Below are 22,195 nucleotides of genomic sequence, written 5' to 3'. Positions count from 1 at the left end.
CCCATGCTCGACGTCGCCGCCATCCGCGCGCAGTTCCCGATCCTGTCCCGCGAGGTGAACGGCAAGCCGCTGGTCTACCTCGACAACGGGGCCTCGGCGCAGAAGCCGCAGGTCGTGCTCGACACGATCCAGCGCGCCTATGCGGAGGAGTATTCCAACGTGCATCGCGGGCTGCACACGCTCTCGACCATCTCGACGGAGAACTACGAGGCGGTGCGCGGCACGGTCGCCCGCTTCCTCGGCGCGCCGTCGGAGGATCAGATCGTGTTCACGTCGGGCACGACGGAGGGGATCAACCTCGTCTCCTACGGCTGGGCCGCGCCGCGCATGGAGGCGGGCGACGAGATCGTGCTCTCCGTGCTGGAGCACCACGCCAACATCGTGCCGTGGCACCTCCTGCGCGAGCGGCAGGGGGTGAAGCTCGTCTGGGTGGAGCCCGAGGCCGACGGGTCGCTCGATCCGGAGAAGGTGCTGGCGGCCGTGACCGGCCAGACGAGGCTGATCGCGGTGACGCACATGTCCAACGTGCTGGGCACCGTGGTGGACGTGAAGGCGATCTGCGACGGCGCGCGCGAGCGCGGCGTCCCCGTGCTCGTGGACGGATCGCAGGCCGCCGTGCACCTGTCCGTCGACGTCTCCGAGATCGGCTGCGACTTCTATGCCTTCACCGGCCACAAGACCTACGGCCCGTCGGGGTCCGGCGCGATCTTCATCCGCCCCGAGCGGATGGCCGAGATGCGCCCCTTCCTCGGCGGCGGCGACATGATCCGCGAGGTGACGCGCGAGACCGTCACGTGGAACGACCCGCCGATGAAGTTCGAGGCGGGGACGCCGGGCATCGTGCAGACCATCGGGCTGGGCGCCGCGCTGGAGTGGATGATGGAGGTCGGCCTCGACGCCATCGCCATGCACGAGGCGGGGCTGCGCGACTACGCGCGCGACCGCCTCGCCGGCCTCAACTGGCTACAGGTGCAAGGCGACGCGCCGGGCAAGGGGGCGATCTACTCCTTCACCTTGGAGGGGGCGGCGCACGCGCACGACATCTCGACGGTGCTCGACAAGAAGGGCGTCGCGGTCCGGGCGGGGCAGCATTGCGCCGCGCCCCTGATGGACCATCTCGGCGTCGCCGCGACCTGCCGTGCGTCCTTCGGCGTCTACAACACGACCGACGAGGTGGACGTGCTGGTCGACGCGCTGGAGCTCTGCCACGACCTCTTCGCCTAGGCGGCGAACTCGGCGACCTCCGCGCCCGCGAGCCGGACGAGGTCGCCGGGGGCGATGGGGAAAACGTGGCGCGGCGTCCCCGCCGCCGCCCAGACCACGTCGAAGTCGAGGAGCCGCCGGTCCAGCCAGACGAGAGAGGGCGTAAGGTGCCCCACCGGCGAGACACCCCCGATGGCGAAGCCGGTCACCCGCCGCACCGTGTCCGCGTCCGCGCGGGCGAGGGCCGTCCCTGCGAGGGCCGAGGCCCGTGCAGGGTCCACCCGGTTGCCGCCCGCCGTCACGAACAGCGCGCAGCCGTCGCCCGCGCCGAAGATGATCGACTTGGCGATCTGGTCCAGCGCGCAGTCGACGGCGGAGGCGGCCTGCGCGGCCGTACGTGTCTCGCCGGGCATCTCGACGGGGCGGGCGTCGATCCCGGCCTTCTCTAGGGTGGTGGCCACGCGCTTCAGGCTCTTGCTCATGGCGCGTCGGTGCCCGACCGTGGGACGATGGGCAACCTCCTCTCCCGCCTCACCCGCGCGCCGCTGCCCTTCGATCCGGAGGCGGGGCGGGACGCCGTCGCGACGCTCGCGCCACCGCCGGAGGCGCGGGCGCTGGTCGAGGGGACGGCGGGGTCCGCGCCCTATCTCGCGGGCCTCCTGCGGGTCGAGGGCGAGTGGGTCCGCGCCCTGTGGGACGCGGACCCGGATGCCGAACTGTCGACCCTGCTCGGGGGGATCGACGCGATCGACGGCCCCCCCGACGCTCCGCTCCGCCGCGCGAAGCGGCGGATGCACCTGCTCGCGGCGCTCTGCGACCTCGGCGGCGCATGGTCCCTCGCCGAGACGACGCTGGCGCTCACCGCCTTCGCCGATGCCGCCGTGTCCGCCGCCCTGCGTCCGGCGGTCGCCGCCCAGATCGCGCGGGGGCGCCTGCCCGCCGACGATCCGGGCCCCGCGGTGATCGCGATGGGGAAGATGGGGGCGGGGGAGCTGAACTACTCCTCCGACGTGGACCTCATCCTCCTGTTCGACGAGGGGCGACACGACCCGCCCGACTACGCCGCGGTGCGCTCCGCCCACGTGGCGGCCGCGCGCGCGATGGTGGCCACGCTGTCGCGGACGACCCCCGAGGGCTACGTCCTGCGCACCGACCTCAGGCTGCGGCCCGACCCCGCCTCGACGCCCCTCGTGCTGCCGATGGAGACGGCGGAGCGCTACTACGAGGCGATGGGCCGGACGTGGGAGCGCGCGGCTTGGATCAAGGCGCGGGCCTGCGCGGGCGACGTCGCGGGCGGCGAGGCGTTCATCGCGCGCATGGCGCCGTTCGTGTGGCGGCGGCATCTGGACTTCGCGGCGATCGAGGACGCGCACGCGATGCGCCTCGCCATCCGCGACGCGCACGCGCCCGTCGACACCGGCGTTCCGGGCCGGGACGCCAAGCTGGGGCGCGGCGGCATCCGCGAGATCGAGTTCTTCGCCCAGACCCATCAGATCGTGGCCGGGGGGCGGGATCCGTCGCTGCGCGTGCGGGGGACGCTGGACGCGCTCGACCGGCTCGAGGCGGCGGGGCTGGTGAAGGCGGCGGCGGCGGGACCGCTCCGCGCGGCCTATCCCTTGCTTCGGGACGTCGAGCACCGCCTGCAGATGCGGCGGGACGCGCAGACCCATCGCATCCCGGACGGCGAGGAGGGGCTGCGGCGGCTCGGCTGCCTCTTGGGCGACCCGGGGTTCGAGGCGACGCTCGCCGCGCGGATGGAGGCGGTCGCGGAGGTCGTCGATCCCTTCTTCCGTCCCGCCCCGGCCGCGCCCCCGCCGACCACCCTCGACCCCGCCGTCGCCGCCCGCTGGGACACCTATCCGGCCTTCCGGTCCGACCGGGCCCGCGCCGCGCTCGATCGCCTTCGCCCCATGCTGCTCTCCCGCCTCGCCGGCGCGCCCCAGCCCGAGGCGGCGGCGGCGGCCTTCGACGGGTTCCTCCGGGGCCTGCCCGCCGGGGTGCAGGTCATGGCGCTGTTCGAGGCGAACCCCGCGCTGGTGGACCTCGTGATCGACGTCGCCTCCGCCTCGGCCCCCTTGGCGCGGTTCCTCGGCGGCAACAGCCGGGTGCTCGACGCGGTGCTCGACGGCTCCTTCTTCGATCCCCTCCCGGGGGTGCCGGTGCTGACGGCGCAGGCCCGCGCCGCCGCCGGGGGCGACTTCGAGCAGGCGCTCGACGGGCTGCGCCGCTGGCACCGGGAGGCGCATTTCCGCGTCGGTGTGCATCTCCTGCGCGGCCTCGCCGACACCGGGGCCGCGGGCCGGGCCTACGCCGCGCTGGCCGAGGCGACCGTGCGCGCCGCATGGGACGCCGCGAAGGCGGACGTGGCGCACCAGCACGGGGGCATCCCTGGGCTCGGGACCTCGGTGCTGGCTATGGGGTCGCTGGGGCCGGCCTCGATGACGGCGGCCTCCGACCTCGACCTCGTGGTGCTCTTCGAGGGGGGGGGCGAGTCCGAGGGCGCCCGGCCCCTCGGCCCCCCCGCGTGGGCGGCCAAGGCGACGCGGCGCCTCGTCACCGCGCTGACGGCGCCCACCGCCGAGGGGCGGCTCTACGAGGCGGACCTGCGCCTGCGCCCATCGGGGCGGCAGGGGCCCGTGGCCACCTCGCTCGCGGCGTTCCGCCGGTATCAGGCCGAGGAGGCGTGGGTCTGGGAGTTACTCGCGCTGACGCGCGCGCGGGCCGTGGCGGGCGACGACGCGACCAGGGCGGCCGCGGAGGCCGCGCGCGCGGAGGCGCTCGGGCAGGTCGGGGAGGGCGCGCGGATCGACCGCGCGGCGGTCCTCGCGGGGCTCGCCGAGATGCGCGCGCGGCTGGCGGCGGCGGGGCAGGGGCCGGGCGGGCCCCGCGACGTGGAGCTGGCGGCCCAAGCCAACGCGCTCTGCGGCCGGATCGCGGCGCGGGACGTGCCGTCGCAGCTGGCGGAGGAGGGCTGGCTTGATCTGTCCGACCGCGAGGCGCTGGCCGCCACCCATCTGCGGGAGGCCCGGATTCGGCAGCTCGCGCGCCTCGCCGACCCCGAGGACGGGGCCGAGGGGCTGCGCTTCGCGGCCGCCCGGCTCGGGATGTCGGGACCGGACGCGCTGATGGCGGAGACGGACGCGCGCCGCGCCGACGCGGCGGGTCGGATCGCGCGAGCGCTGGCCCGTGCGGGGGCCGCGGACTAACTGCGCGCGAGGAGGCCCCCGCATGATCGACGCACAGACGGACGGGGACGACCCGAAGGGCCTCGTCCGCGAGGCCTACAACATCGAGGGCATTACCATTGAGGAATGCCGTTCGATCTTCCTCGACTGGGCCCTTAGCCTCGCTGCTCCGCCGCGCGAGGCGATCCCGCGCCTGCTCGCGCGATACGGCGCGCCGGACCATCCGATGACGCGGGTGCTGCGGGACGGGCTGGCGGAGGGGCCGCGCCCCGCGCGCCGGGGCGGACGGGCCGGGCGGCTGGGCGGCGGCTAGGTCGCCGCGACCTTCGTCGCCTGCGCGCCGCGTTCGCGGTAAGGCGTCGTGCCGTAATGCGCGCGGTAGCACTTGGAGAAGTGCGACGGGCTCGTGAAGCCGCAGGCGAGGGCGACGTTGATGATCGACATGTCCGTCTGCATCAGCAGGTTGCGCGCCTTCCCGAGCCGAAGGTCCATGTAGTACCGCTTGGGCGATCGGTTGAGGTAGCGCCGGAACAGCCGCTCCAGCTGCCGCGTCGACATGCCCACCTCCGCCGCGAGGACGGAGGGCGAGACCGGCTCCTCGATGTTGGTCTCCATCTCCTTGATGACTTGGCTCAGGCGGGGATGGCGCACGCCGATCCGCGTGGGGATCGACAGGCGCTGCGTGTCCTGGTCGGTGCGGATGGACGAGTAGATGAGCTGGTCCGCCACCGCCCCGGCGAGGTCCTCGCCATGGTCGTCCGCAATGAGCTTGAGCATGAGGTCGATCGACGAGGTGCCACCCGCCGTCGACATCGTGCGCCCGTCGATCGTGAACACCGACTTGGTGATGTCGACCTCGGGGAAGGATTCGGCGAAGCTGTCCTGGTTCTCCCAGTGGATCGTCGCCCGCTTGCCGTCGAGCAGGCCCGCCGCGGCCATCGTATGCGCCGCGGTGCAGAGACCCGCCACGGTTGCGCCCCGCCGCGCCTCGCGCCGGAGCCACGAGACGAGGCGCTTCGTGGTCGCCGCCTGCACCTCCGTCCCCGCGACGAGCATCACCACGTCGTCGCGGCCGACCTCGGGCAGATCGTGATCGACGACGAGCGCCAGGCCCGCGCTGGAGGTGGCGGTCCCGCCGCCCTCGGCATGGAGGGTCCATTCGTAGAGGGCGCTGCCCGACAGGCGGTTCGCCAGCCGGAGCGCGTCGACCGCGCAGGAGAAGCTGAGGAGGGTGAAGTTGTCCAAGAGCACGAACTGGAACCGCTTGGGTCCGCCGTCCCGCCGCCGCGTGGTCTCCGCCATGCCCAGTCTCCTTCGCGGGCCCCCCTGCGCCGCGACTGTCACCTCCACACCCCGACGGGGGCCGCGTCAAGCCGATGCGCTGGCGGCCTCGCCCCGCTTGAGGTAGGGCCGCCCGGACCGCCCGCGGACGGGACGCGCGGGGAGATGACCGGAGGGTGCGATGGGCTGGACCAAGTCCGACTGGAGAGCGAAGCCGCGGGTGCAGATGCCCGACTACACCGACGCCGCCGCGTTGGAGGCCGCCGAGGCCAAGCTGCGCCGCTACCCGCCACTGGTCTTCGCGGGCGAGGCGCGGACCCTGCGCTTTGAGCTGGCGGCCTGCGCGCGGGGCGAGGCGTTCCTGCTGCAGGGCGGCGACTGCGCCGAGTCCTTCGACCAATTCAGCGCCGACGGCATCCGCGATACGTTCAAGGTCATGCTCCAGATGGCGATGGTCCTGACCTTCGGGGCCAAGGTGCCGGTGGTGAAGGTGGGCCGCATGGCGGGCCAGTTCGCCAAGCCGCGCTCGGCCCCGACCGAGACCGTGGACGGTGTCGAGCTGCCCTCCTACCGGGGCGACATCATCAACGACCTGCCCTTCACGCCCGAGGCGCGCATCCCGCAGCCCTCGAAGATGCTCGAGGCCTACACCCAGGCGGCGGCCACGCTGAACCTGCTTCGCGCCTTCTCCAAGGGCGGCTTCGCGGACGTGCACCAAGTGCATTCGTGGACGCTCGGCTTCACCGAGGGGCCGCGCGCCGCGCAGTACCGCGACATGGCCAGCCGCATCCAGGACACGCTGGACTTCATGACCGCCGCGGGCCTGACGGCCGACAACAACGCCGAGCTGTCGACGGTCGACTTCTACACCTCCCACGAGTCGCTCCTGCTGGAGTACGAGGAGGCGCTGACCCGGCAGGACAGCCTGACGGGCAACTGGCTGGCCGGCTCGGGCCACATGATCTGGATCGGCGACCGCACCCGGCAGCCGGACGGCGCGCACGTGGAGTTCGCGTCGGGCGTGCTGAACCCCATCGGGCTGAAGTGCGGGCCGACCACGACGGCCGAGGACCTCAAGGTCCTGATGTCGAAGCTCAACCCGGAGAACGACGCGGGCCGCCTGACGCTGATCGCGCGCTTCGGCGCCGGCAAGGTGGGCGAGCACCTGCCGCGCCTGATCGAGACCGTTAAGGCCGAGGGCGCGAACGTCGTCTGGTCCTGCGACCCCATGCACGGCAACACGATCAAGTCGGCGACGGGCTACAAGACGCGGCCCTTCCATGCCGTCCTGCAGGAGGTGCGCGAGTTCTTCGCAACCCACCGCGAGATGGGCACGATCCCCGGCGGCGTGCATTTCGAGATGACGGGCGCCGACGTGACCGAATGCACCGGCGGCGTGCGCGCGGTGACCGAGGAGGATCTGTCGGACCGCTACCACACCGCCTGCGACCCGCGGCTCAACGCCTCGCAGTCGTTGGAGCTGGCGTTCCTCGTCGCCGAGGAGCTGCAGGGCCTGCGCGAGGAGCGGCAGCGCGCCGCGTCGTGACGATCCGGGGCGGCGCGGCCTCCGGGACGCGCCGCTCGCCTAGCCGACGACGCGGAGCGGCTGGGGCGCCGGGCGCTCGACCTTCGGGGGCGCGTCCAGGCGCGTGACCGTGTGGCCATCCAGCTCAAAGCGGCCCTCGGGCCCGTAGGCCGACACGCTGAGGCCGAGAACGGCCTTGGTGGCCCGTCCGGTCTCGCCCCGCAGCGGCAGCACCAGCATCCGCGCGCCGCGCAGCTTGAGGTCCACCGTCGACGGCCCGTCGAACGCGCGCTCCACGAGCGCCGCCGCCGGGTCGCGGTCCCCGAGGTCGAAGAACGCGCGTACGGGGAGGCCGGTCGCGCCGCCGGGCGGCAGGTCCCACGCGCTTCCGGCGGCGGCGACGCGCGTGCAGCCGGGGCGGACGTGGTCGGCGAACAGCAGATGGGGCATCAGGTCCCCCAGCGCGTCTGGGGTCAGGTCGCCCCGGAACGGGACGCCGTCCGGCCCCGCGAGGCGGTTCCATACGCGCCAAAGCCGCGACAGGACGTCCGGCATCCGCCGCGCCCGCGCCGTCGCAAGGTCCACGACCTCGCCGCCCCCGATGGTGCTGATCTCGCTCATGTCGGTCCCCGTGCCCGTGCCCCGGACGCCCGTCGGCTTGCCGCCGATCTTCGCCCGCTGGCACGCTAGGCCCGAAAATGGGGCGAGGGCAGGGCCCCGCCACGATTCGCCCCTTCCATCGGCGGGACGTTGCCTGTCGGGCCGCGGGCGCGTAGGCCCGGCGCATGAAGTCGATGACCGGCTATGCCGCACTGGACCGCCCGGGGCGGCGGTGGGAGATGCGCTCCGTCAACGGGCGCGGGGCGGACCTCCGTTTCCGGCTCGCGGAGGTGGAAGGGCTCGAGGCGACGGTCCGCGCGCGCCTCAAGGACGCCTTCGCGCGGGGGAACGTGACCGTCGCGCTGCGTCTGGGGCAGGGCGGCGGGACGAGCCTGCCCTCCGCCAACCCCGACGCCTTGGCCGCTGCCGCCGCCGCGCTCGCCCAAGCGGAGGAGGCGGCCGATGCGGCGGGCGTCCGCCTCGCCCCCTCGACGGCCGCCGACCTCCTCGGGCTGCGGGGCGTGTGGGACGCGCGCGAGGACGCGGAGGCCCCCGACCTCGCGACGCTGAAGTCCGACCTCGAGGACCTCGTCGCGGCATGGGACGCCGACCGCGCCCGCGAGGGCACGGCGCTGCGCGCGACCTGCGCCGGCCACGTGGACGAGATCGCCGCGCTGCGCGCGCGGGCCGCCTCGCTCGTCGGACCGAGGTCGGCCGACATGGCGTCCGCCTTCCGGGCCGCCCTCGCCCGCGTCGAGGCGGCGGGGATGGAGCCCGAGCGCGTGGCGCAGGAGGTGGCCGCGCTCGCCGTCCGCGCGGACGTGGCCGAGGAGCTCGACCGTCTGGCCGCCCACGTGGACGCCGCGCGGGCCCTCCTCGCGGAGGACGCGCCCGTCGGCCGCCGCCTCGACTTCCTCACCCAAGAGTTCAACCGCGAGGCCAACACGCTCTGCGCCAAGTCCCAGCACGCGGAGATGACCGCCGTTGGCCTTGACCTGAAGGCCGTGATCGACCGCCTCCGCGAGCAGGTGCAGAACATCGAATGACCCAGACGCTCCATCCCGACCCCGTCGAGCCCTCCGACCTCGCCACCGCCGCGCCCGCCCGCCCCGGACGGGTCCGCCGCGGCATGGCGGTGATCCTCTCGTCCCCGTCCGGCGCGGGGAAGTCCACGCTCGCCCGCCGCCTGATGGCATGGGACGACACGCTGCGCTTCTCCGTCTCCGCCACGACCCGCGCCCCGCGCGACGGCGAGGTGGAGGGTGAGCACTACTACTTCACCGACCCGGAGGAGTTCGGGCGGATGATCGTGGCGGGCGAGATGCTGGAATACGCGGAGGTGTTCGGGAACCACTACGGCAGCCCGCGCGCCCCGGTGGAGGAGGCGCTGAAGGCCGGGCGCGACGTGCTCTTCGACATCGACTGGCAGGGCACGCAGCAGATCAAGGCCGCGCTTCAGGGCGACGTGGTGTCGATCTTCATCCTGCCGCCGTCCATCGCGGAGCTGGAGCGCCGCCTGCGCGCGCGCGGACAGGACGCGGTCGAGGTGATCGCCGGGCGGATGGCCAAGTCGGAGGCCGAGATCAGCCACTGGGGCGAGTACGACTACGTGCTCGTGAACGAGGATCTCGACGCCACCGAGGCCGTGCTGCGGGGGATCCTCACCGCCGAGCGGATGAAGACCACCCGGCAGCCGTGGCTCACGGAGTTCACGCGCGGGCTGGCGACCGAGTTCAAGGAGCGGCAGCCGTGATCCACGCGCTCGACGGCCTCGCGGCCACGATCCACCCCGACGCGTGGGTCGCGCCCGGCGCCCACGTCATCGGGAACGTCACCTTGGAGGCGGGCGCCTCCGTCTGGTTCGGGGCGGTCCTGCGCGGCGACAACGAGCCGATCGTGATCGGCGCGGGATCGAACGTGCAGGAGAACGCGGTCCTCCACACCGATCCGGGCTGCCCGCTCACGGTCGGGCGCGACTGCACGGTCGGCCACAAGGCGATGCTGCACGGCTGCACCATCGGGGACGGCGCGCTGGTGGGCATGGGCGCCACCGTGCTCAACCGCGCGACCTTGGGCGCGGGAAGCCTGCTCGGCGCCTGCGCGCTCGTGACCGAGGGGAAGGACATCCCGGACGGGATGCTGGCCGTAGGCAGCCCCGCCAAAGCCGTCCGCGCGTTGGACGAGGCCGCCCGCGCGGGGCTCGTCGCGTCCGCGCGCCACTACGTCGAGAACGCGGCCCGGTTCCGCCGGGGCCTCGCGCCGGTCGGCTGAGCGCTCAGACGCGCAGGGTCAGTCCCCCCGCCGCGCGGTCGACGCGGATCGTGCGGCCCAGCGCGATCGCGGCCTGCACGAGGAGGCCGAACTGGACGTCGGCGCCGGACGAGCCCGGTGGGACGCGGCCCTCCGCCAGCGCGTCCCACAGCGCGTCGTCGATCCGCAGGCGCTCGGCCGTGGCCGTGAGCACGAACCCGTCCGCCTCGCTGGTCACGTCGATGGCGCCGCCCCAAGGCACCGCGGCCTCGAGGCAGGCGAGGCCGAGGCAGGCGAGCCGGGTCGCCGGGCGGGGCCAGTCCGCCGTCTCCGACCACGTGACCGTCGCGCGCCCGTCCAGCCCCGCGGCCATCGCCCGCATCTCGCGGGCCGGGACCGTCTGGTCCGGCGCGGCCGCGCCGAACGCCAGCCGGAAGAACCGCAGCCGCGCGAGCGCGGCGTACATCGCGCCCCGTATCAGCGCGATCTCCTCGCCACGGTGGCCCGCGAGCTCGAGCAGCTCGATGCCGTTCGCCACCGCCCCCAGCGGCGACACGAGGTCGTGGCACAGCCGCGACCCCACGAGCGGCGCGAGGTCGACGGGGTCGCCCTCGGCGGGGGGCAGGCTATCCTTGGGCATGGCGCGGCTCCGGGAGGGCAGGGATGGACGATCTGAACGGGTTCCTCGAGCCGGGGATGCTGGTGCGCCACCCGGCGCGGCCCGACTGGGGCGTGGGGCAGGTGCAGTCCCGCATCGACGGGCGGGTGACCGTCAACTTCGAGGACGCGGGCAAGCAGGTAATCGATGGCACGAAGGTCCTCCTCGTCTCGGCCGATCGCTAGCACCCTTTTCCCCACGAGTGGTTAACGCAATCGGAAGCCGGCGGTTGCCGCCTCGGACGGGCACGGCTACCTCCGCGCGCGGCATGCACCCTACGCTCGAAGTCACACGCGACCCCGCCGCGGTCCGCGCCGCGCAGGCCCTGCGCCACGCGGTGTTCGTCGAGGAGCTCGGCGCGCGCACGGATGGCCCGGCGGGCTGGGAGGCGGACGCCTTCGACGCCCATAGCGACCATCTCATCCTCCGCGACGGCGACGGCGTGGCGGGCACCACCCGTATCGGCCGCGGCGAAGGGCCGGGCTTCTACGTCGAGCGGGAGTTCGACCTGTCGGCCCTGCGCGCCAGCGGGCGCCGGATGGCCGAGATGGGCCGGACCTGCCTGCGCCCGGACCACCGCGGGGGGGCCGCGGCGGCGCTGATGTTCGCGGGGCTGCTCGACCACCTCGCCGCGGAGGGCGTGGAGGTGCTCGTGGGCGTCGGCTCGTTCCACGGGGCCGATCCGGTCCCCCGGCTGCCGGCGCTGGCCTGCCTCGAGGCCCGTGCCCTCGCGCCGCGCGCCCTGCGTCCGGTGGCGACGGGGCCGTCCGCCGTGTTCCCCGAGGGTCCGGCGGACGCGGCGGCGATGCGGGACGTCCCCGGCCTGATCAAGACCTACCTCCGCGCCGGGGCGTGGGTCGGGCGGGGCGCATGGGTGGACCGTCCGTTCAACACCGTCGACGTCTGCCTCGTGCTCGACCTCGCGCGGGTCCGGCGCCCGCGGGCCCTTGGCTGAGCGCGACCCGACATGGGCGGGGCACCCCGACGCGCCCCCGCCCCGCGCGGGCGCCGGGGGCTGGGCGCGCGCGGTCCGGCGGGGCCTGCCGCTGGCGGCGACGACGTTCGGCGGCCTCCTCGTCCTGCTGCTGGTCCGGCAGGTGGAGCGCCCGCTGCACGGCCTGCACCGCCCGTGGACGCCGCGCATCACCCAATGGGTCTGCCGGATGGCGTTCCGGTGGATGGGCCTGCCGCGCGAGGTGCGGGGCCGGATGATGGACCATGAGGGGATCGTCGTCGCCAACCATTCCTCGTGGCTCGACATCTTCGCGCTGAACGCCTCCAAGCGCATCTACTTCGTGTCCAAGGCCGAGGTGGCGGGCTGGCCCGGCATCGGCTGGCTGGCGCGGGCGACGGGCACGCTCTTCATCGTGCGCGACCCCCGGCAGGCGCGCGCGCAGCAGGCGCTGTTCGAGGCGCGGCTTCACGCGGGGCACAAGCTGCTCTTCTTCCCCGAGGGCACCTCGACCGACGGGGTGCGGGTGCTGCCGTTCAAGCCGACGCTCTTCGCCTCGCTCTTCGCCGACGGGCTGCGCGAGACGTCGTGGGTCCAGCCCGTGTCGGTCGCCTACCATCCGCCGCCGGGCGCGGACGCGCGGTTCTACGGCTGGTGGGGCGGCATGGGGTTCGGCGACGCGCTGCTGCGGGTGCTGTCGGCGCGGCGGCAGGGGCGGGTGGTCGTGACCTACCACGCGCCGCTGCGCGTGGCGGAGTTCGCGGGACGCAAGGACCTCGCGCGGGCGGCTGAGGCGGCGGTGCGCGCGGGGCTGGAGGCCGAGGGGCGCCTGCTCGCCTAGAGGATCGGCGCCAGGAGCGCCCGGAGCGCGCCCACCGGATCGTCCCCCCACACCTCCTCGCCCACCGCGAGGAAATCGGCCACCGGGGCCAGCGCCTCGACGGCGGCGACGTCCAACCCGCCCTCCGCCACGACGGGCAGCTCGATCATCTCGGACCACCACGCGAAGAGGTCCGCGTCGGCGGCGGGTTCGTCGCCCACGCCCCGCAAGGGGCCGAAGGAGACGTAGTCCGCCCCCGCCTCGCCCGCGTTCATGCCGTCGTGCCGGGACGTGCCCGCCCACGCGCCGACGATCGGATCGTCGCCCCAGTCCTTGCGCAGCGCCCGGATGCCGCGCGGGTCCGTCAGGTGGACCCCGTCCAGCCCCAGCCGCGTCACCAGCCCCGGATGGTCCGCAATGACCAGCGGCACGTCGCGCGCGTGGCAGACCTCGCGCAATCCGTCCGCCGCCTGCACGATCCGGCCCTCGTCGCGGGTCGACAGCGACAGGCGCACGCAGGCGATGGCCGTCGCGTCCAGCACGGCGGCCACGCGGTCGGGCAGGGTGCTGTCCGCCTCGGGCGGGGTGACGAGGTAGATCTGCGGCCCGTCGTCGTTCGTGTCGTCCATCCGGGCCTCCTGTCCGTCCGGCGTCCCGTAGCCGCGCGCCCGTTGCCCCGCAAGCGCGGGCGGGCTAGGCGCCGCGCCCATGCCCGACCTGCCCTCCACCCCCGCCTTCGTCCTCGTCCGCCCGCAGATGGGCGAGAACGTGGGCGCCGCCGCCCGCGCGATGTGGAACTGGCGGCTGGACCGGATGCGGGTCGTGGGGCCGCGCGACGGCTGGCCGAACCCGCGCGCAGTGGCCTTGGCATCGGGGGCGGGGCGCCTCTTGGACGACGCGATGGTGACCGGGACCGTCGAGGAGGCCGTGGCCGACCGCCATTGGGTCGTCGCCACCACGGCGAGGGACCGCGCGCTGACCAAGCCCGTGCTGGACCCCGAGGCCGCGATGGCCGAGGCCGCGCGCCGCATCGCCGAGGGCCAGAAGGTCGCCGTTCTCTTCGGCCCCGAGCGCGCGGGGCTGGAGAAGGAGGACGTGGCCCTCGCCCACGCCATCGTCGCGGCGCCGACGAACCCGGCCTTTCCATCGCTCAACCTCGCGCAGGCGGTCGTCCTGATGGCCTACGAATGGCACCGCGCGTCGCGCGGGATGGAAGGGGCGCGGATGGAGATGGGCGGGACCGAGTTCGCCGTCGAGGCCGAGCGCGCGGCCTTGGCCGACCACTACGAGCAGGCCCTCGACCGGGCGGGGTTCTTCTTCCCCGAGGGCAAGGCGCCGTCGATGAAGCTCGCGTTGCGGAACCTGTGGTCGCGGATGCCGCTGACCCGGACGGACGCGCAGATCCTGCACGGCGTGATGCGCCAGATGGTGCGCTGGAAGGAGCGGGGCGACTGACCCCCGCCCTGCGACCGACGCGCCCCGTGCATCCCGCCCGCATCCGCCCTAGATGACCCCCGCGACACGGACGGACGGAGCTTTCATGGCCAAGCGCGCGATCTTCGAGGAGGTCACCACCACCGAGCGGCCCGCGACCAACTCGGGCGGCATCGACCGGGCACGGCGCGGCAAGCGCGGCTGGGTCCGCGCGTGGCTGGCGCTGCTCTTCGGCCTCGTGGTGCTGATGGTCGCCGTGGGCGGGATGACGCGCCTGACCGACTCGGGGCTGTCGATCACGGAGTGGAAGCCGCTCACCGGCGCGATCCCACCGCTGAGCGAGGCGGACTGGCAGGTCGAGTTCGAGCTGTATCGCCAGATCCCCGAATACCAGTTGCAGAACAGCGGGATGACCCTCGCGGAGTTCAAGGTAATCTACTGGTGGGAATGGGGCCACCGGCAGCTGGGACGCGTGATCGGCCTCGTGTGGGCCGCGGGCCTGCTGATCCTCCTCGCCGCCAAGGCCGTCCCACCTGGCTGGACCGGACGCCTCGTGCTGCTGGGCGCCCTCGGCGGGCTGCAGGGCGCGATCGGCTGGTGGATGGTGTCCTCCGGGCTGACCGGCACGATGCTCGACGTCGCCTCCTACCGCCTCGCCACGCACCTCACGCTGGCCTTCGTGATCCTGTCGCTCATCGCGTGGTTCCTGCTGCAACTGGCCCGCCCGGCGTCCGACCTGCTGCAGGCCCGCCGCCTCGCCGAGCCGCGCCTCGCGACATGGGGCGCGGTGCTCTTCGGCCTGACGCTGTGGCAGGTCGTCTGGGGCGCCCTGGTCGCGGGCATCGACGCGGGCCTCTGGGTCCGCGACTGGCCCACCATGAATGGCGGCCTCTTCCCCGTCGGCATGTGGGATCTCTCCCCATGGTGGCGGAACCTGACCGAGAATCACGGGACCGTGCAGTTCCTCCACCGCCTCTTCGGCTACATCCTCGTGGCCCTAGCCCTCTACGCCGCATGGCGCGCCCGCCGCTCGGCCCATGCCGCCACCCGCGGGGCCTTCGCCGCCGTGGGGGTCATGGTGATCCTCCAGATGGTCCTCGGCATCGTCACCGTGCTGGAGGGCGTGCCGATCCAGTGGGCCATCCTCCACCAGTTCGGGGCGGTGGTGCTCACCGTCCTGACGCTCCGCGCCCGCCACCGCGCGCTTTACCCGCTCGCCCAATCCGTGAGGACCGTCCGCCCATGACCGCCTATTCCGACCTCATGGACCACGTCCGCACGACCCAAGCCCTCGGTTCGGTCGCGGGCCGCCTCGGCTGGGACCAGGAGACGGTGATGCCGCGCGGCGCGGCGCCCCAGCGGGCCGAGGAATCGGCCGCGCTAGAATCGGTGCTGCACGCCCGGCGCACGGACCCCCGCATCGGCGTATGGCTCGCCGGGGCCGAGCCGGCGGACGAGGTTGGGGCCGCGAAACTCCGCGAGGTCCGCCGCTCCTACGAGCGCAACCTTAAGGTGCCCGCCGCGCTGGCCACCGAGATCGCCCGCGTCACCTCCATGGCCCAGGGCGTCTGGGCGCAGGCGCGGTCCAACGAGGACCCGGCGGCCTTTCTGCCCGTGCTGGCCGAGGTCGTGCGCCTGCGCCGCGAGGAGGGCGAGGCGCTGGCGGACGGGGACGACCCCTACGACGCGCTGATGCAGGACTACGAGCCCGGCGCGGTCGCCGCCGACATGGCCGCGATGTTCGACGCGATGCGCCCCGGGCTGGTCGCGCTGCGCGAGCGCTGCCTCGCGGGCGCGCCGGCCCCCCGCCTATCGGGGCACTTCCCCAAGGAGGCGCAACTGACGCTGGCCGCCGAGATCGCGGGTGCCTTCGGCTACGACTTCGCGCGGGGCCGCATCGACCTCGCCGTCCACCCGTTCTCGTCGGGCTCGGGCAACGACGTCCGCATCACCACGCGGGTGGACGAGGCGGACCCGTTCAACTGCCTCTACTCGACGATCCACGAGGTCGGCCACGCCGCCTACGAGCAGACCATCGACCAAGCGCATCTCATGACCCCGCTCGGCAGCGGCGTGTCGATGGGCGTGCACGAAAGCCAGTCGCGCAGCTACGAGAACCAGATGGGGCGGTCGGAGCCGTTCTGCGGCTGGCTCTACGGTCGGATGCGCGACACGTTCGGCGAGATCGGGGTGGGGTCGGAGCGCGAGTTCTACCGCGCGGTGAACGCGGTCCGCACCGGCTACATCCGCACCGAGGCGGACGAGGTGCATTACAACCTCCACGTCATGCTGCGCTTCGACCTGGAGCGGGCGCTGATGCGGGGCGAGCTGCAAGTGGACGACCTGGAGGCAGCGTGGAACGACCGCTACGCGGCCGATTTCGGGCAGGCGGTGGACAAGCCGTCGAACGGCTTCCTGCAGGACGTGCACTGGTCGGTCGGGCTGTTCGGCTACTTCCCGACCTATTCCTTGGGCAACCTCTACGCGGGCTGCCTCATGGCCGCCGCCCGGCGCGACGTGGACGGGATCGACGACGCGCTGGCGAAGGGTGACCCGTCGCCCGCCACGCGCTGGATGGGCGACCGGGTGCAGCGGTTCGGGGGCCTGCGCGAGCCGGTCGAGACGATCCGCCACGCGACGGGGGAGGCCCCGTCGGCGGAGCCGCTGCTCGACTACCTCGAGGCGAAGTTCGGGGATCTCTATCCGTGATGGGGTAGAACCCCATCCCACGGGTCCTCGCAGGATGGGGTTTCACCCCATCTACCCCCGCATCCGTTCGCCCGCCGGGTCGTACATCGGCTTGAGCGACGCCTTCGCCGCGACGCGCGTCCTGGCGACCTCGATCTCCCAAGAGGACGCCAGCAGGTCCGCCACCGTCTCTCCGGTGCAGGGCACGTAGCCCAATCCCATCGCCGCCCCAAGATGGTGGCCGTAGCCGCCCGAGGTGAGGTGGCCCACGACCTCGCCGTCCCGCAGCACCGGCTCGGCGTGGAACAGGAGCGGCTCGGGGTCGGCCAGCTTGAACTGGAGCATTCGGGCCTCCAGCCCGGCCTCGCGCTTGGCCGCCACCGCGTCGGCGCCGACGAAGCCGCCCGACTTGCGGCAGGCGAAGCCCAGCCCCGCCTCCAGCACGTGGTCGGCGAGGGTGATGTCGTGGCCCATGTGGCGGAAGCCCTTCTCCAGCCGCAACGAGTCCATCGCGTGCAGGCCGACGAGGGACAGGCCGTGATCCGCGCCCGCCTCCAATATCGTCTCGAAGGCGTGGGCGGCCATGTCCGACGAGACGTAGACTTCCCATCCCAGCTCGCCCACGTAGGAGAGGCGGTGGAGGCGGGCATGGCCGAGGCCCAGCTCGACTTCTCTCGCGGTGCCAAAGGGATGCGCGGCGTCGCTCATGTCGTCTCCCACGACGGCGGAGAGCAGGTCGCGCGCCTTCGGCCCCATCACCGCCATCACCGCCTCGCCCGCCGTCACGTCCGTCACGGTGACCGCGCGGTCGCCCGACAGGCGACGCAGGCGCTCTTGGTCGCGGACCCGCGTGGCGGCGGGGGTGACCATCAGGAAGGCCGTCTCGGACAGGCGCGTGACGGTGACGTCGGCCTCGATCCCGCCCTTCGCGTTCAGCATCTGCGTGTAGACGACGCGGCCCACGGGCACGTCAAGGTCGGCGGCACAGGCGTGGAGGAGGAGGTCCAGCGCGTCACGCCCCTCGATCCTGAGCTTGCCGAAGGAGGACATGTCGTAGAGCCCGACGCCCTCGCGGACGGCGCGGTGCTCGCGGGCCTGCGCGTGGAACCAGTTGGTCCGGTGCCAGCCGTATTCATATTGCGGATCAGTTCCTTGCGGGGCGAACCAGTTGGGCCGCTCCCAGCCCGCGAGCTCGCCCATCACCGCGCCGTGGTCCAGCATCTCGCGGTGGAGCGGAGACCGGCGGACGCCCCGCGCCGTGGCCTTCTGCCGGGCGGGCCAGTGGTCGGCGTAGAGCAGGCCCAGCGTCTCGGTCGCGCGCTCGCGGAGGTAGCGGCGGTTGGATTGGAACGGCTCCATCCGCGCGACGTCCACGTCCATCAGGTCGAAGGGCATCTCGCCGCCCTCCATCCACTGCGACAGGGCCAGCCCCGCGCCGCCCGCCGACTGGATGCCGATGGAGTTGAAGCCCGCCGCGACCCAGACGTTCTCCGTGCCGGGACAAGGGCCTAGGTGGTAGGCGTCGTCGGGGGTGAAGCTCTCGGGGCCGTTGAAGAAGGTGTGGATGCCCGCCTCGGCCAGCATGGGCATCCGCTCGACCGCGCGTTCGAGGATCGGCTCGAAGTGGTCGAAGTCCTCGGGGAGCTGGTCGAACTCGAAGTCGGAGGGGATCGGACCCCACGGCTTGGCCACCGGCTCGAAGGCGCCGAGCAGCATCTTGCCGGCGTCCTCCTTGTAGTAGGCGCATTCGTCCGGCACGCGAAGGACGGGCATTTGTGCAAGGCCGTCAATGGCTTCGGTGACGATGTAGAAGTGCTCGCAGGCCTGGAGGGGCACGGGGTGGCCCAGCATCGCGCCGACCTCGCGGCCCCACATGCCGGCGCAGTTCACGACGTGGTCGCAGGCGATGGTGCCGATCTCGCCGCCACGTGCCCAATGGACGTGGGTGACGCGCGTGCTCTGCCTCGTAACGCCCCTGACCTCGGTGTTCTCCAGCACCGTCGCGCCGTTCTGGCGGGCGCCCTTGGCAAGCGAGAGCGCGATGTTGGCGGGGTCGCCTTGGCCGTCCTTCGGCAGCCAGACGGCCGATTTCACGTCGTCGATGTTGAGGTGGGGATAGCGCGCAAGGGCTTGATCAGGCGATATTTCCTCGACTTCGACGCCGAAGGCGCGGGCCATGCCGGCCTGCCGCGCGATCTCCTCGCGGCGGTCGTCGGTCAATGCCACGGTGATGGAGCCGACGCGCTTGAATCCCGTCGCGATGCCGGTCTCGGCCTCCAGCCCGCCGTATAGTTCCTGGCTGTACTTCGCGAGCCGCGTCATGGCGGGCGTCGCGCGGAGTTGGGCGATGAGGCCGGCGGCGTGCCATGTGGTGCCGGAGGTCAGCCGCCTGCGCTCCAGCAGGATGGGGTCCCAGCCGAGCTTGGCGAGGTGGTAGGCGACCGAGCAGCCGACGACGCCGCCGCCGATGATCACGACGCGGGCTTCTTCACGCATCGTACGGACCTCCGGCCCCGGTCTTCACGAAACGTACGGGGATTTCACGGACATTCCGGCCGGTCTCGCCGCGCCGCGGCATCACGGCGACCGCTCTCACGCGCGTATCCTCTCGAACCCGGCGTCCCATGCCGGGCCCTCGAGCACCCGTGCCGCGACCGGCGCGCCGAAGAGCTCGACCTCCAGCTCGGTCCCCGGCTCGGTCAGCGCGACCGGCAGCATGGCGAGCACGAGCGGCTTGCCCGTGCGGTGCCCGTAGGCGGCGGAGGTGGTCTCGCCGACGATGGCGCCGCCCGACAGGACGTTCGACATGTAGAGCGGCTCGGCCTCGCCCTCGTGCTCCAGAAGGACGAGGCGGGTGTCGGCCTCGTCCGGCGCGCGCAGGAAGCGCGACAGGCCGAGCTGCTCCAGGGTGTAATCGTTGGAGATGTCGGCCTTCCACGCGAGCCAGCCCTTCTCCAGCCGCATGGAGTCGAGGGCGATCATCCCGAAGGGCCGCGCGCCCGCGCCGGTCACGGCGTCCCACAGGGCGGGGATGTCGGCGTTGGCGGCGTGGATCTCCCACCCGAGCTCGCCCGCGAAGGAGACGCGGGCGAGGGCGCAGGCGATGCCCGCGACGCGGGCCCCCTGATGGGTCAGCCACGGGGCGTGGAGGTCGGCCTCGGTCTGCAGGGACCGGAGCAGGTCGCGTGACTTCGGCCCCGTGACGAGAAGGGTGGAGTAGTCGCCCGTATGGTCCGTGAGCGACAGGCCGTTGGGCAGGTCGTGGGCAAGCGCGTCCCAGTCGTGCCACTGGGCGGCGGCGGCGGTGATGAGGGTGAAGTGGTCCTGCGCGTGGCGGAGGATCGAGAACTCGGTCAGGCAGCGCCCGTGGCCGTCGCGCAGGTAGGCGAGGGCGAGGCGGCCCACCTTCGGCATCCGCGTGGCGATCTTGGCGGCGAGCCAGTCGGCAGCGCCCTCGCCCGAGAGGTTGAAGCGCGAGAAGCCGCAGATGTCGATGACGCCGACGCCGTCGCGCACGGCGGCCACCTCCTCCTGCACCGCGCCCCACCACGGGCCTTGGCGTTGATACGTCTCGGTCGCCGCTTCGGACGTGTCGTCGCCGGGGCGGGCGAACCACATCGCGCGCTCCCACCCGCCGAAGGCGCCCATCTGCGCGCCCGCCGCCAGCAGGCTGTCGTGGACCGGGGAGAGGCGCTTGTCGCGGCCCTCGGGCCACGCGTGGTGCGGGTGGTGGATCGCGTATTCGTGGCGGTAGACCTGCAGGCCCATCGCGTCCGCCGCCGCTTGGTCGGCCCAGCCGGTGAAGCGGCGGGGGTCCATGGACCATGCGTCCCATTCGGGCGCGCCCTCGACGATCCAGTCGGTCAGCAGCTTTCCCGCGCCGCCCGCCTGCGCGATGCCGAAGGTGAAGACGCAGGCCTCGAAGGCGTTGGGCACCCCCGGCATCGGGCCGATCAGCGGCAGGCCGTCGGGGGCGTAGGGGATGGGGCCGTTGATGACCTTGTTGATGCCCGCTGTGCCGAGGAGGGGCACGCGGGCCATCGCGTCCTCGATGTAGGGCTCCAGCCGGTCGAGGTCGTCGGGGAAGAGCTGGAAGGAGAAGTCCTCGGGCATCGAGCCGTCGGTCCAGTAGGGCTGGCCGCCACGCTCGTAGGGGCCGAGGTTCAGGCCCGCCTTCTCCTGCCGCAGGTAGTAGGACACGTCGGGGTCGCGCAGGAGGGGCACCTTGCGGCCATGCTCCTTCGTCCATTCGACGAGTTCGGGGATCTCCTCGGTCAGCAGGTATTGATGCTGGAGCACGGTCATGGGGACGGTGCGGCCGCCGAAGGGCCTGAACCACTCGCCGATGCGCTGCGCGTAGCAGCCGCCCGCGTTGACGACGTAGTGGCAGCGGATGTCGCCCTTGTCGGTGTGGACGATCCATTCGTCGCCGTCGCGCGACACGCCCGTGGCGGGGCGGAAGCGGTGGATCGTGGCGCCCATCTGCCGTGCGCCCGCCGCCAGCGCGCCGGTGAGCGAGGCGGGGTCCGCGTCGCCGTCATGCGCGTCCCAGAAGCCGCCCGCGAGGTCGTGCGTCTCCATGAAGGGGTAGGCGTCCTTGAGGTCGGACACGCTCATCATGCGGGTGGGGAGGTCGAGCTTGCGGCCCCACGAGGCCACCTGCTCGAACTCGCGCATCCGGTCGGCGGTGTGGGCGAGGCGGACGGAGCCGGTGACGTTGTAGGTGAAGGGGGTGCCCGTCGCGCGCTCGAGATCGCGGTAGAGGCGCATCGACTCGACCTGCAGCTTTGTCATGCCGAGGCCGGTGGAGTAGGTCGGGCAGTTGCCCGCCGCGTGCCACGTGGAGCCCGCCGTCAGCTCGTTCTTCTCCAGCAGGGTGCAGTCGGTCCAGCCGCGTTCAGCCAGGTGATAGAGGCACGAGGTGCCGACGGCGCCGCCGCCGATGATGACGACGCGGGCGGTCTCGGTCATGGGGTCGATCCTTGGACTGAATGCTGCGTGTAGATGGCGGGAGTGATGATCCAGACCGCGACGGCGGGATCGGGGCCGGGGTTGGCCCAGCGGAACGGCTCGCCGCGCAGGCGGGCGGTGTCGCCGGGGGTCAGGTCGTGGCGGTCGTCGCCGAGCCAGAGGGTGAGCCGGCCCGAGAGGAGATGCGCGATCTCGGTGGTGTCGCGGGCGACGGGGGCGTCGCGGCGGGCGCCGGGCGCGAAGGTGGAGTGGATGACCTCGAACCCGTCGGTGAGGTCGGGGTTCAGGAGGGATTCGGTCAGGCCGGGGACGCGCTCGCCGATGGGGCGGCGGTCGGCGGCGCGGACGACGGCGCCGGTCGTGACCGGGTCGAGGAGCGAGCGGGGCGCGTCGAGCGCGTGGGCCAAGCGGTCCATGTCGGCGGCGTCGGGCGTGGAGAGGTCGCGCTCGACCTGGGAGAGCCAGCCGGTGGAGCGTCCGAGCCGCGCGGCGAGGGCCGCGAGGGTCAGGCCGCGGGCGCGGCGCAGCGCCCGCAGGTCGGCGCCGATCGGTTCGGTCTGCACGGTCCCTCCTCGCGTCTGCGTGAAAATTTGCCTGAAATTTTCACGGCGGCGCGGTCCGGTCAAGC

The 22,195-nt window shown here is 73.1% G+C and carries 21 protein-coding genes; 13 read left to right on the top strand and 8 right to left on the bottom strand.

From position 1 onward, the window contains the following. Positions 1-3 precede the first annotated feature (3 nt). Positions 4-1,224 carry a cysteine desulfurase gene (locus JQC91_RS09900; protein ID WP_203286667.1) on the top strand — a complete coding sequence of 407 codons (1,221 nt, stop codon included), beginning with the start codon at positions 4-6 and terminating at the stop codon, positions 1,222-1,224. Here the strand turns inward: JQC91_RS09900 and JQC91_RS09895 are convergent. After that, entirely contained in the window at positions 1,221-1,685 is a 465-nt protein-coding gene (locus tag JQC91_RS09895) for a YbaK/EbsC family protein (protein WP_203286666.1), read from the bottom strand. The genes JQC91_RS09900 and JQC91_RS09895 overlap by 4 nt on opposite strands. A gap of 27 nt (positions 1,686-1,712) precedes the next feature. On the opposite strand from JQC91_RS09895, the gene JQC91_RS09890 reads away from it, so the two are divergent. After that, complete coding sequence (locus JQC91_RS09890; protein ID WP_203286665.1) at positions 1,713-4,409, top strand: glutamine-synthetase adenylyltransferase; 2,697 nt, start codon at positions 1,713-1,715, stop codon at positions 4,407-4,409. Positions 4,410-4,431: 22 nt separating this feature from the next. Then, the gene (locus JQC91_RS09885) at positions 4,432-4,701 is read left to right on the top strand and encodes a hypothetical protein (protein ID WP_203286664.1); all 270 of its coding nucleotides are present in this window, start codon (positions 4,432-4,434) and stop codon (positions 4,699-4,701) included. Here the strand turns inward: JQC91_RS09885 and JQC91_RS09880 are convergent. Beyond that, entirely contained in the window at positions 4,698-5,690 is a 993-nt protein-coding gene (locus JQC91_RS09880) for a GlxA family transcriptional regulator (protein ID WP_203286663.1), read from the bottom strand. The genes JQC91_RS09885 and JQC91_RS09880 overlap by 4 nt on opposite strands. A 160-nt stretch (positions 5,691-5,850) precedes the next feature. On the opposite strand from JQC91_RS09880, the gene JQC91_RS09875 reads away from it, so the two are divergent. Continuing rightward, complete coding sequence (locus JQC91_RS09875; RefSeq protein WP_203286662.1) at positions 5,851-7,215, top strand: 3-deoxy-7-phosphoheptulonate synthase class II; 1,365 nt, start codon at positions 5,851-5,853, stop codon at positions 7,213-7,215. 39 nt (positions 7,216-7,254) lie between these two features. Here the strand turns inward: JQC91_RS09875 and JQC91_RS09870 are convergent, their stop codons facing one another. Next, positions 7,255-7,815, bottom strand: a complete 561-nt coding sequence (locus tag JQC91_RS09870; protein WP_203286661.1) for a PAS domain-containing protein — start codon at positions 7,813-7,815, stop codon at positions 7,255-7,257. A gap of 164 nt (positions 7,816-7,979) precedes the next feature. Between JQC91_RS09870 and JQC91_RS09865 the strand changes: the two genes are divergently transcribed. The 3 genes from JQC91_RS09865 to JQC91_RS09855 all read left to right on the top strand — a co-directional run bounded on the left by JQC91_RS09865 (position 7,980) and on the right by JQC91_RS09855 (position 10,065). Continuing rightward, positions 7,980-8,840 (top strand): YicC/YloC family endoribonuclease, encoded by an 861-nt coding sequence (locus JQC91_RS09865; RefSeq protein WP_238941466.1) that lies wholly within the window; start codon positions 7,980-7,982, stop codon positions 8,838-8,840. 83 nt (positions 8,841-8,923) lie between these two features. Continuing rightward, complete coding sequence (gene gmk / locus JQC91_RS09860; RefSeq protein WP_238941504.1) at positions 8,924-9,547, top strand: guanylate kinase; 624 nt, start codon at positions 8,924-8,926, stop codon at positions 9,545-9,547. After that, complete coding sequence (locus JQC91_RS09855; protein WP_203286659.1) at positions 9,544-10,065, top strand: gamma carbonic anhydrase family protein; 522 nt, start codon at positions 9,544-9,546, stop codon at positions 10,063-10,065. Before gmk ends, JQC91_RS09855 begins: the two co-directional genes overlap by 4 nt. A gap of 4 nt (positions 10,066-10,069) precedes the next feature. On the opposite strand, the gene JQC91_RS09850 is transcribed toward JQC91_RS09855, so the two are convergent. Further along, a complete protein-coding gene (locus JQC91_RS09850) occupies positions 10,070-10,684 on the bottom strand; it encodes a histidine phosphotransferase family protein (protein ID WP_203286658.1) in 615 nt (204 codons plus the stop codon). 23 nt (positions 10,685-10,707) lie between these two features. On the opposite strand from JQC91_RS09850, the gene JQC91_RS09845 reads away from it, so the two are divergent. From JQC91_RS09845 to JQC91_RS09835, 3 genes are all read left to right on the top strand, one after another. Further along, complete coding sequence (locus JQC91_RS09845) at positions 10,708-10,887, top strand: DUF3553 domain-containing protein (protein ID WP_203286657.1); 180 nt, start codon at positions 10,708-10,710, stop codon at positions 10,885-10,887. A gap of 83 nt (positions 10,888-10,970) precedes the next feature. After that, positions 10,971-11,657: a GNAT family N-acetyltransferase gene (locus JQC91_RS09840; RefSeq protein ID WP_203286656.1), complete on the top strand. Its 687-nt coding sequence runs from the start codon at positions 10,971-10,973 to the stop codon at positions 11,655-11,657. Further along, complete coding sequence (locus tag JQC91_RS09835; RefSeq protein ID WP_203286655.1) at positions 11,650-12,495, top strand: lysophospholipid acyltransferase family protein; 846 nt, start codon at positions 11,650-11,652, stop codon at positions 12,493-12,495. The genes JQC91_RS09840 and JQC91_RS09835 overlap by 8 nt, the downstream gene beginning before the upstream one ends. Here JQC91_RS09835 and JQC91_RS09830 read toward each other — a convergent pair. Further along, positions 12,492-13,103, bottom strand: coding sequence for a thiamine phosphate synthase (locus JQC91_RS09830; protein WP_203286654.1), 612 nt, complete (start codon positions 13,101-13,103; stop codon positions 12,492-12,494). The genes JQC91_RS09835 and JQC91_RS09830 overlap by 4 nt on opposite strands. 79 nt (positions 13,104-13,182) lie before the next feature. Between JQC91_RS09830 and JQC91_RS09825 the strand changes: the two genes are divergently transcribed. The 3 genes from JQC91_RS09825 to JQC91_RS09815 all read left to right on the top strand — a co-directional run bounded on the left by JQC91_RS09825 (position 13,183) and on the right by JQC91_RS09815 (position 16,617). Next, positions 13,183-13,929 (top strand): RNA methyltransferase, encoded by a 747-nt coding sequence (locus JQC91_RS09825; RefSeq protein WP_203286653.1) that lies wholly within the window; start codon positions 13,183-13,185, stop codon positions 13,927-13,929. An 85-nt stretch (positions 13,930-14,014) separates the two neighbouring features. Further along, positions 14,015-15,154 (top strand): heme A synthase, encoded by a 1,140-nt coding sequence (ctaA, locus tag JQC91_RS09820; RefSeq protein ID WP_203286652.1) that lies wholly within the window; start codon positions 14,015-14,017, stop codon positions 15,152-15,154. Next, on the top strand, positions 15,151-16,617 hold the full coding sequence (locus JQC91_RS09815; RefSeq protein ID WP_203286651.1) for a carboxypeptidase M32: 1,467 nt from the start codon (positions 15,151-15,153) through the stop codon (positions 16,615-16,617). The genes ctaA and JQC91_RS09815 overlap by 4 nt, the downstream gene beginning before the upstream one ends. 51 nt (positions 16,618-16,668) lie before the next feature. On the opposite strand, the gene JQC91_RS09810 is transcribed toward JQC91_RS09815, so the two are convergent. The 3 genes from JQC91_RS09810 to JQC91_RS09800 form a co-directional block, all read right to left on the bottom strand. Continuing rightward, positions 16,669-19,092, bottom strand: a complete 2,424-nt coding sequence (locus JQC91_RS09810; RefSeq protein ID WP_203286650.1) for an FAD-dependent oxidoreductase — start codon at positions 19,090-19,092, stop codon at positions 16,669-16,671. Between the two features lie 96 nt (positions 19,093-19,188). Then, positions 19,189-21,567: an FAD-dependent oxidoreductase gene (locus tag JQC91_RS09805; RefSeq protein ID WP_203286649.1), complete on the bottom strand. Its 2,379-nt coding sequence runs from the start codon at positions 21,565-21,567 to the stop codon at positions 19,189-19,191. Next, complete coding sequence (locus tag JQC91_RS09800) at positions 21,564-22,130, bottom strand: cupin domain-containing protein (protein WP_343069946.1); 567 nt, start codon at positions 22,128-22,130, stop codon at positions 21,564-21,566. The genes JQC91_RS09805 and JQC91_RS09800 overlap by 4 nt, the downstream gene beginning before the upstream one ends. Positions 22,131-22,195 lie beyond the last annotated feature (65 nt).

The sequence above is a fragment of the Jannaschia sp. Os4 genome, assembly GCF_016820245.1.
In the GTDB taxonomy this organism is placed as follows: domain Bacteria; phylum Pseudomonadota; class Alphaproteobacteria; order Rhodobacterales; family Rhodobacteraceae; genus Jannaschia.
Note: the sequence above shows the minus strand (reverse complement) of the source record. Positions and strands in the feature narration are given on the sequence as shown.

Coding starts and splice junctions, on each gene's coding strand:
- JQC91_RS09870 (WP_203286661.1), bottom strand. CDS start 7,815: ATGAGCGAGATCAGCACCATCGGGGGCGGCGAGGTCGTGGACCTTGCG.
- JQC91_RS09830 (WP_203286654.1), bottom strand. CDS start 13,103: ATGGACGACACGAACGACGACGGGCCGCAGATCTACCTCGTCACCCCG.
- JQC91_RS09845 (WP_203286657.1), top strand. CDS start 10,708: ATGGACGATCTGAACGGGTTCCTCGAGCCGGGGATGCTGGTGCGCCAC.
- JQC91_RS09815 (WP_203286651.1), top strand. CDS start 15,151: ATGACCGCCTATTCCGACCTCATGGACCACGTCCGCACGACCCAAGCC.
- ctaA (WP_203286652.1), top strand. CDS start 14,015: ATGGCCAAGCGCGCGATCTTCGAGGAGGTCACCACCACCGAGCGGCCC.
- JQC91_RS09885 (WP_203286664.1), top strand. CDS start 4,432: ATGATCGACGCACAGACGGACGGGGACGACCCGAAGGGCCTCGTCCGC.
- JQC91_RS09865 (WP_238941466.1), top strand. CDS start 7,980: ATGAAGTCGATGACCGGCTATGCCGCACTGGACCGCCCGGGGCGGCGG.
- JQC91_RS09850 (WP_203286658.1), bottom strand. CDS start 10,684: ATGCCCAAGGATAGCCTGCCCCCCGCCGAGGGCGACCCCGTCGACCTC.
- JQC91_RS09825 (WP_203286653.1), top strand. CDS start 13,183: ATGCCCGACCTGCCCTCCACCCCCGCCTTCGTCCTCGTCCGCCCGCAG.
- gmk (WP_238941504.1), top strand. CDS start 8,924: ATGGCGGTGATCCTCTCGTCCCCGTCCGGCGCGGGGAAGTCCACGCTC.
- JQC91_RS09875 (WP_203286662.1), top strand. CDS start 5,851: ATGGGCTGGACCAAGTCCGACTGGAGAGCGAAGCCGCGGGTGCAGATG.
- JQC91_RS09805 (WP_203286649.1), bottom strand. CDS start 21,567: ATGACCGAGACCGCCCGCGTCGTCATCATCGGCGGCGGCGCCGTCGGC.
- JQC91_RS09895 (WP_203286666.1), bottom strand. CDS start 1,685: ATGAGCAAGAGCCTGAAGCGCGTGGCCACCACCCTAGAGAAGGCCGGG.
- JQC91_RS09810 (WP_203286650.1), bottom strand. CDS start 19,092: ATGCGTGAAGAAGCCCGCGTCGTGATCATCGGCGGCGGCGTCGTCGGC.
- JQC91_RS09900 (WP_203286667.1), top strand. CDS start 4: ATGCTCGACGTCGCCGCCATCCGCGCGCAGTTCCCGATCCTGTCCCGC.
- JQC91_RS09890 (WP_203286665.1), top strand. CDS start 1,713: ATGGGCAACCTCCTCTCCCGCCTCACCCGCGCGCCGCTGCCCTTCGAT.
- JQC91_RS09840 (WP_203286656.1), top strand. CDS start 10,971: ATGCACCCTACGCTCGAAGTCACACGCGACCCCGCCGCGGTCCGCGCC.
- JQC91_RS09880 (WP_203286663.1), bottom strand. CDS start 5,690: ATGGCGGAGACCACGCGGCGGCGGGACGGCGGACCCAAGCGGTTCCAG.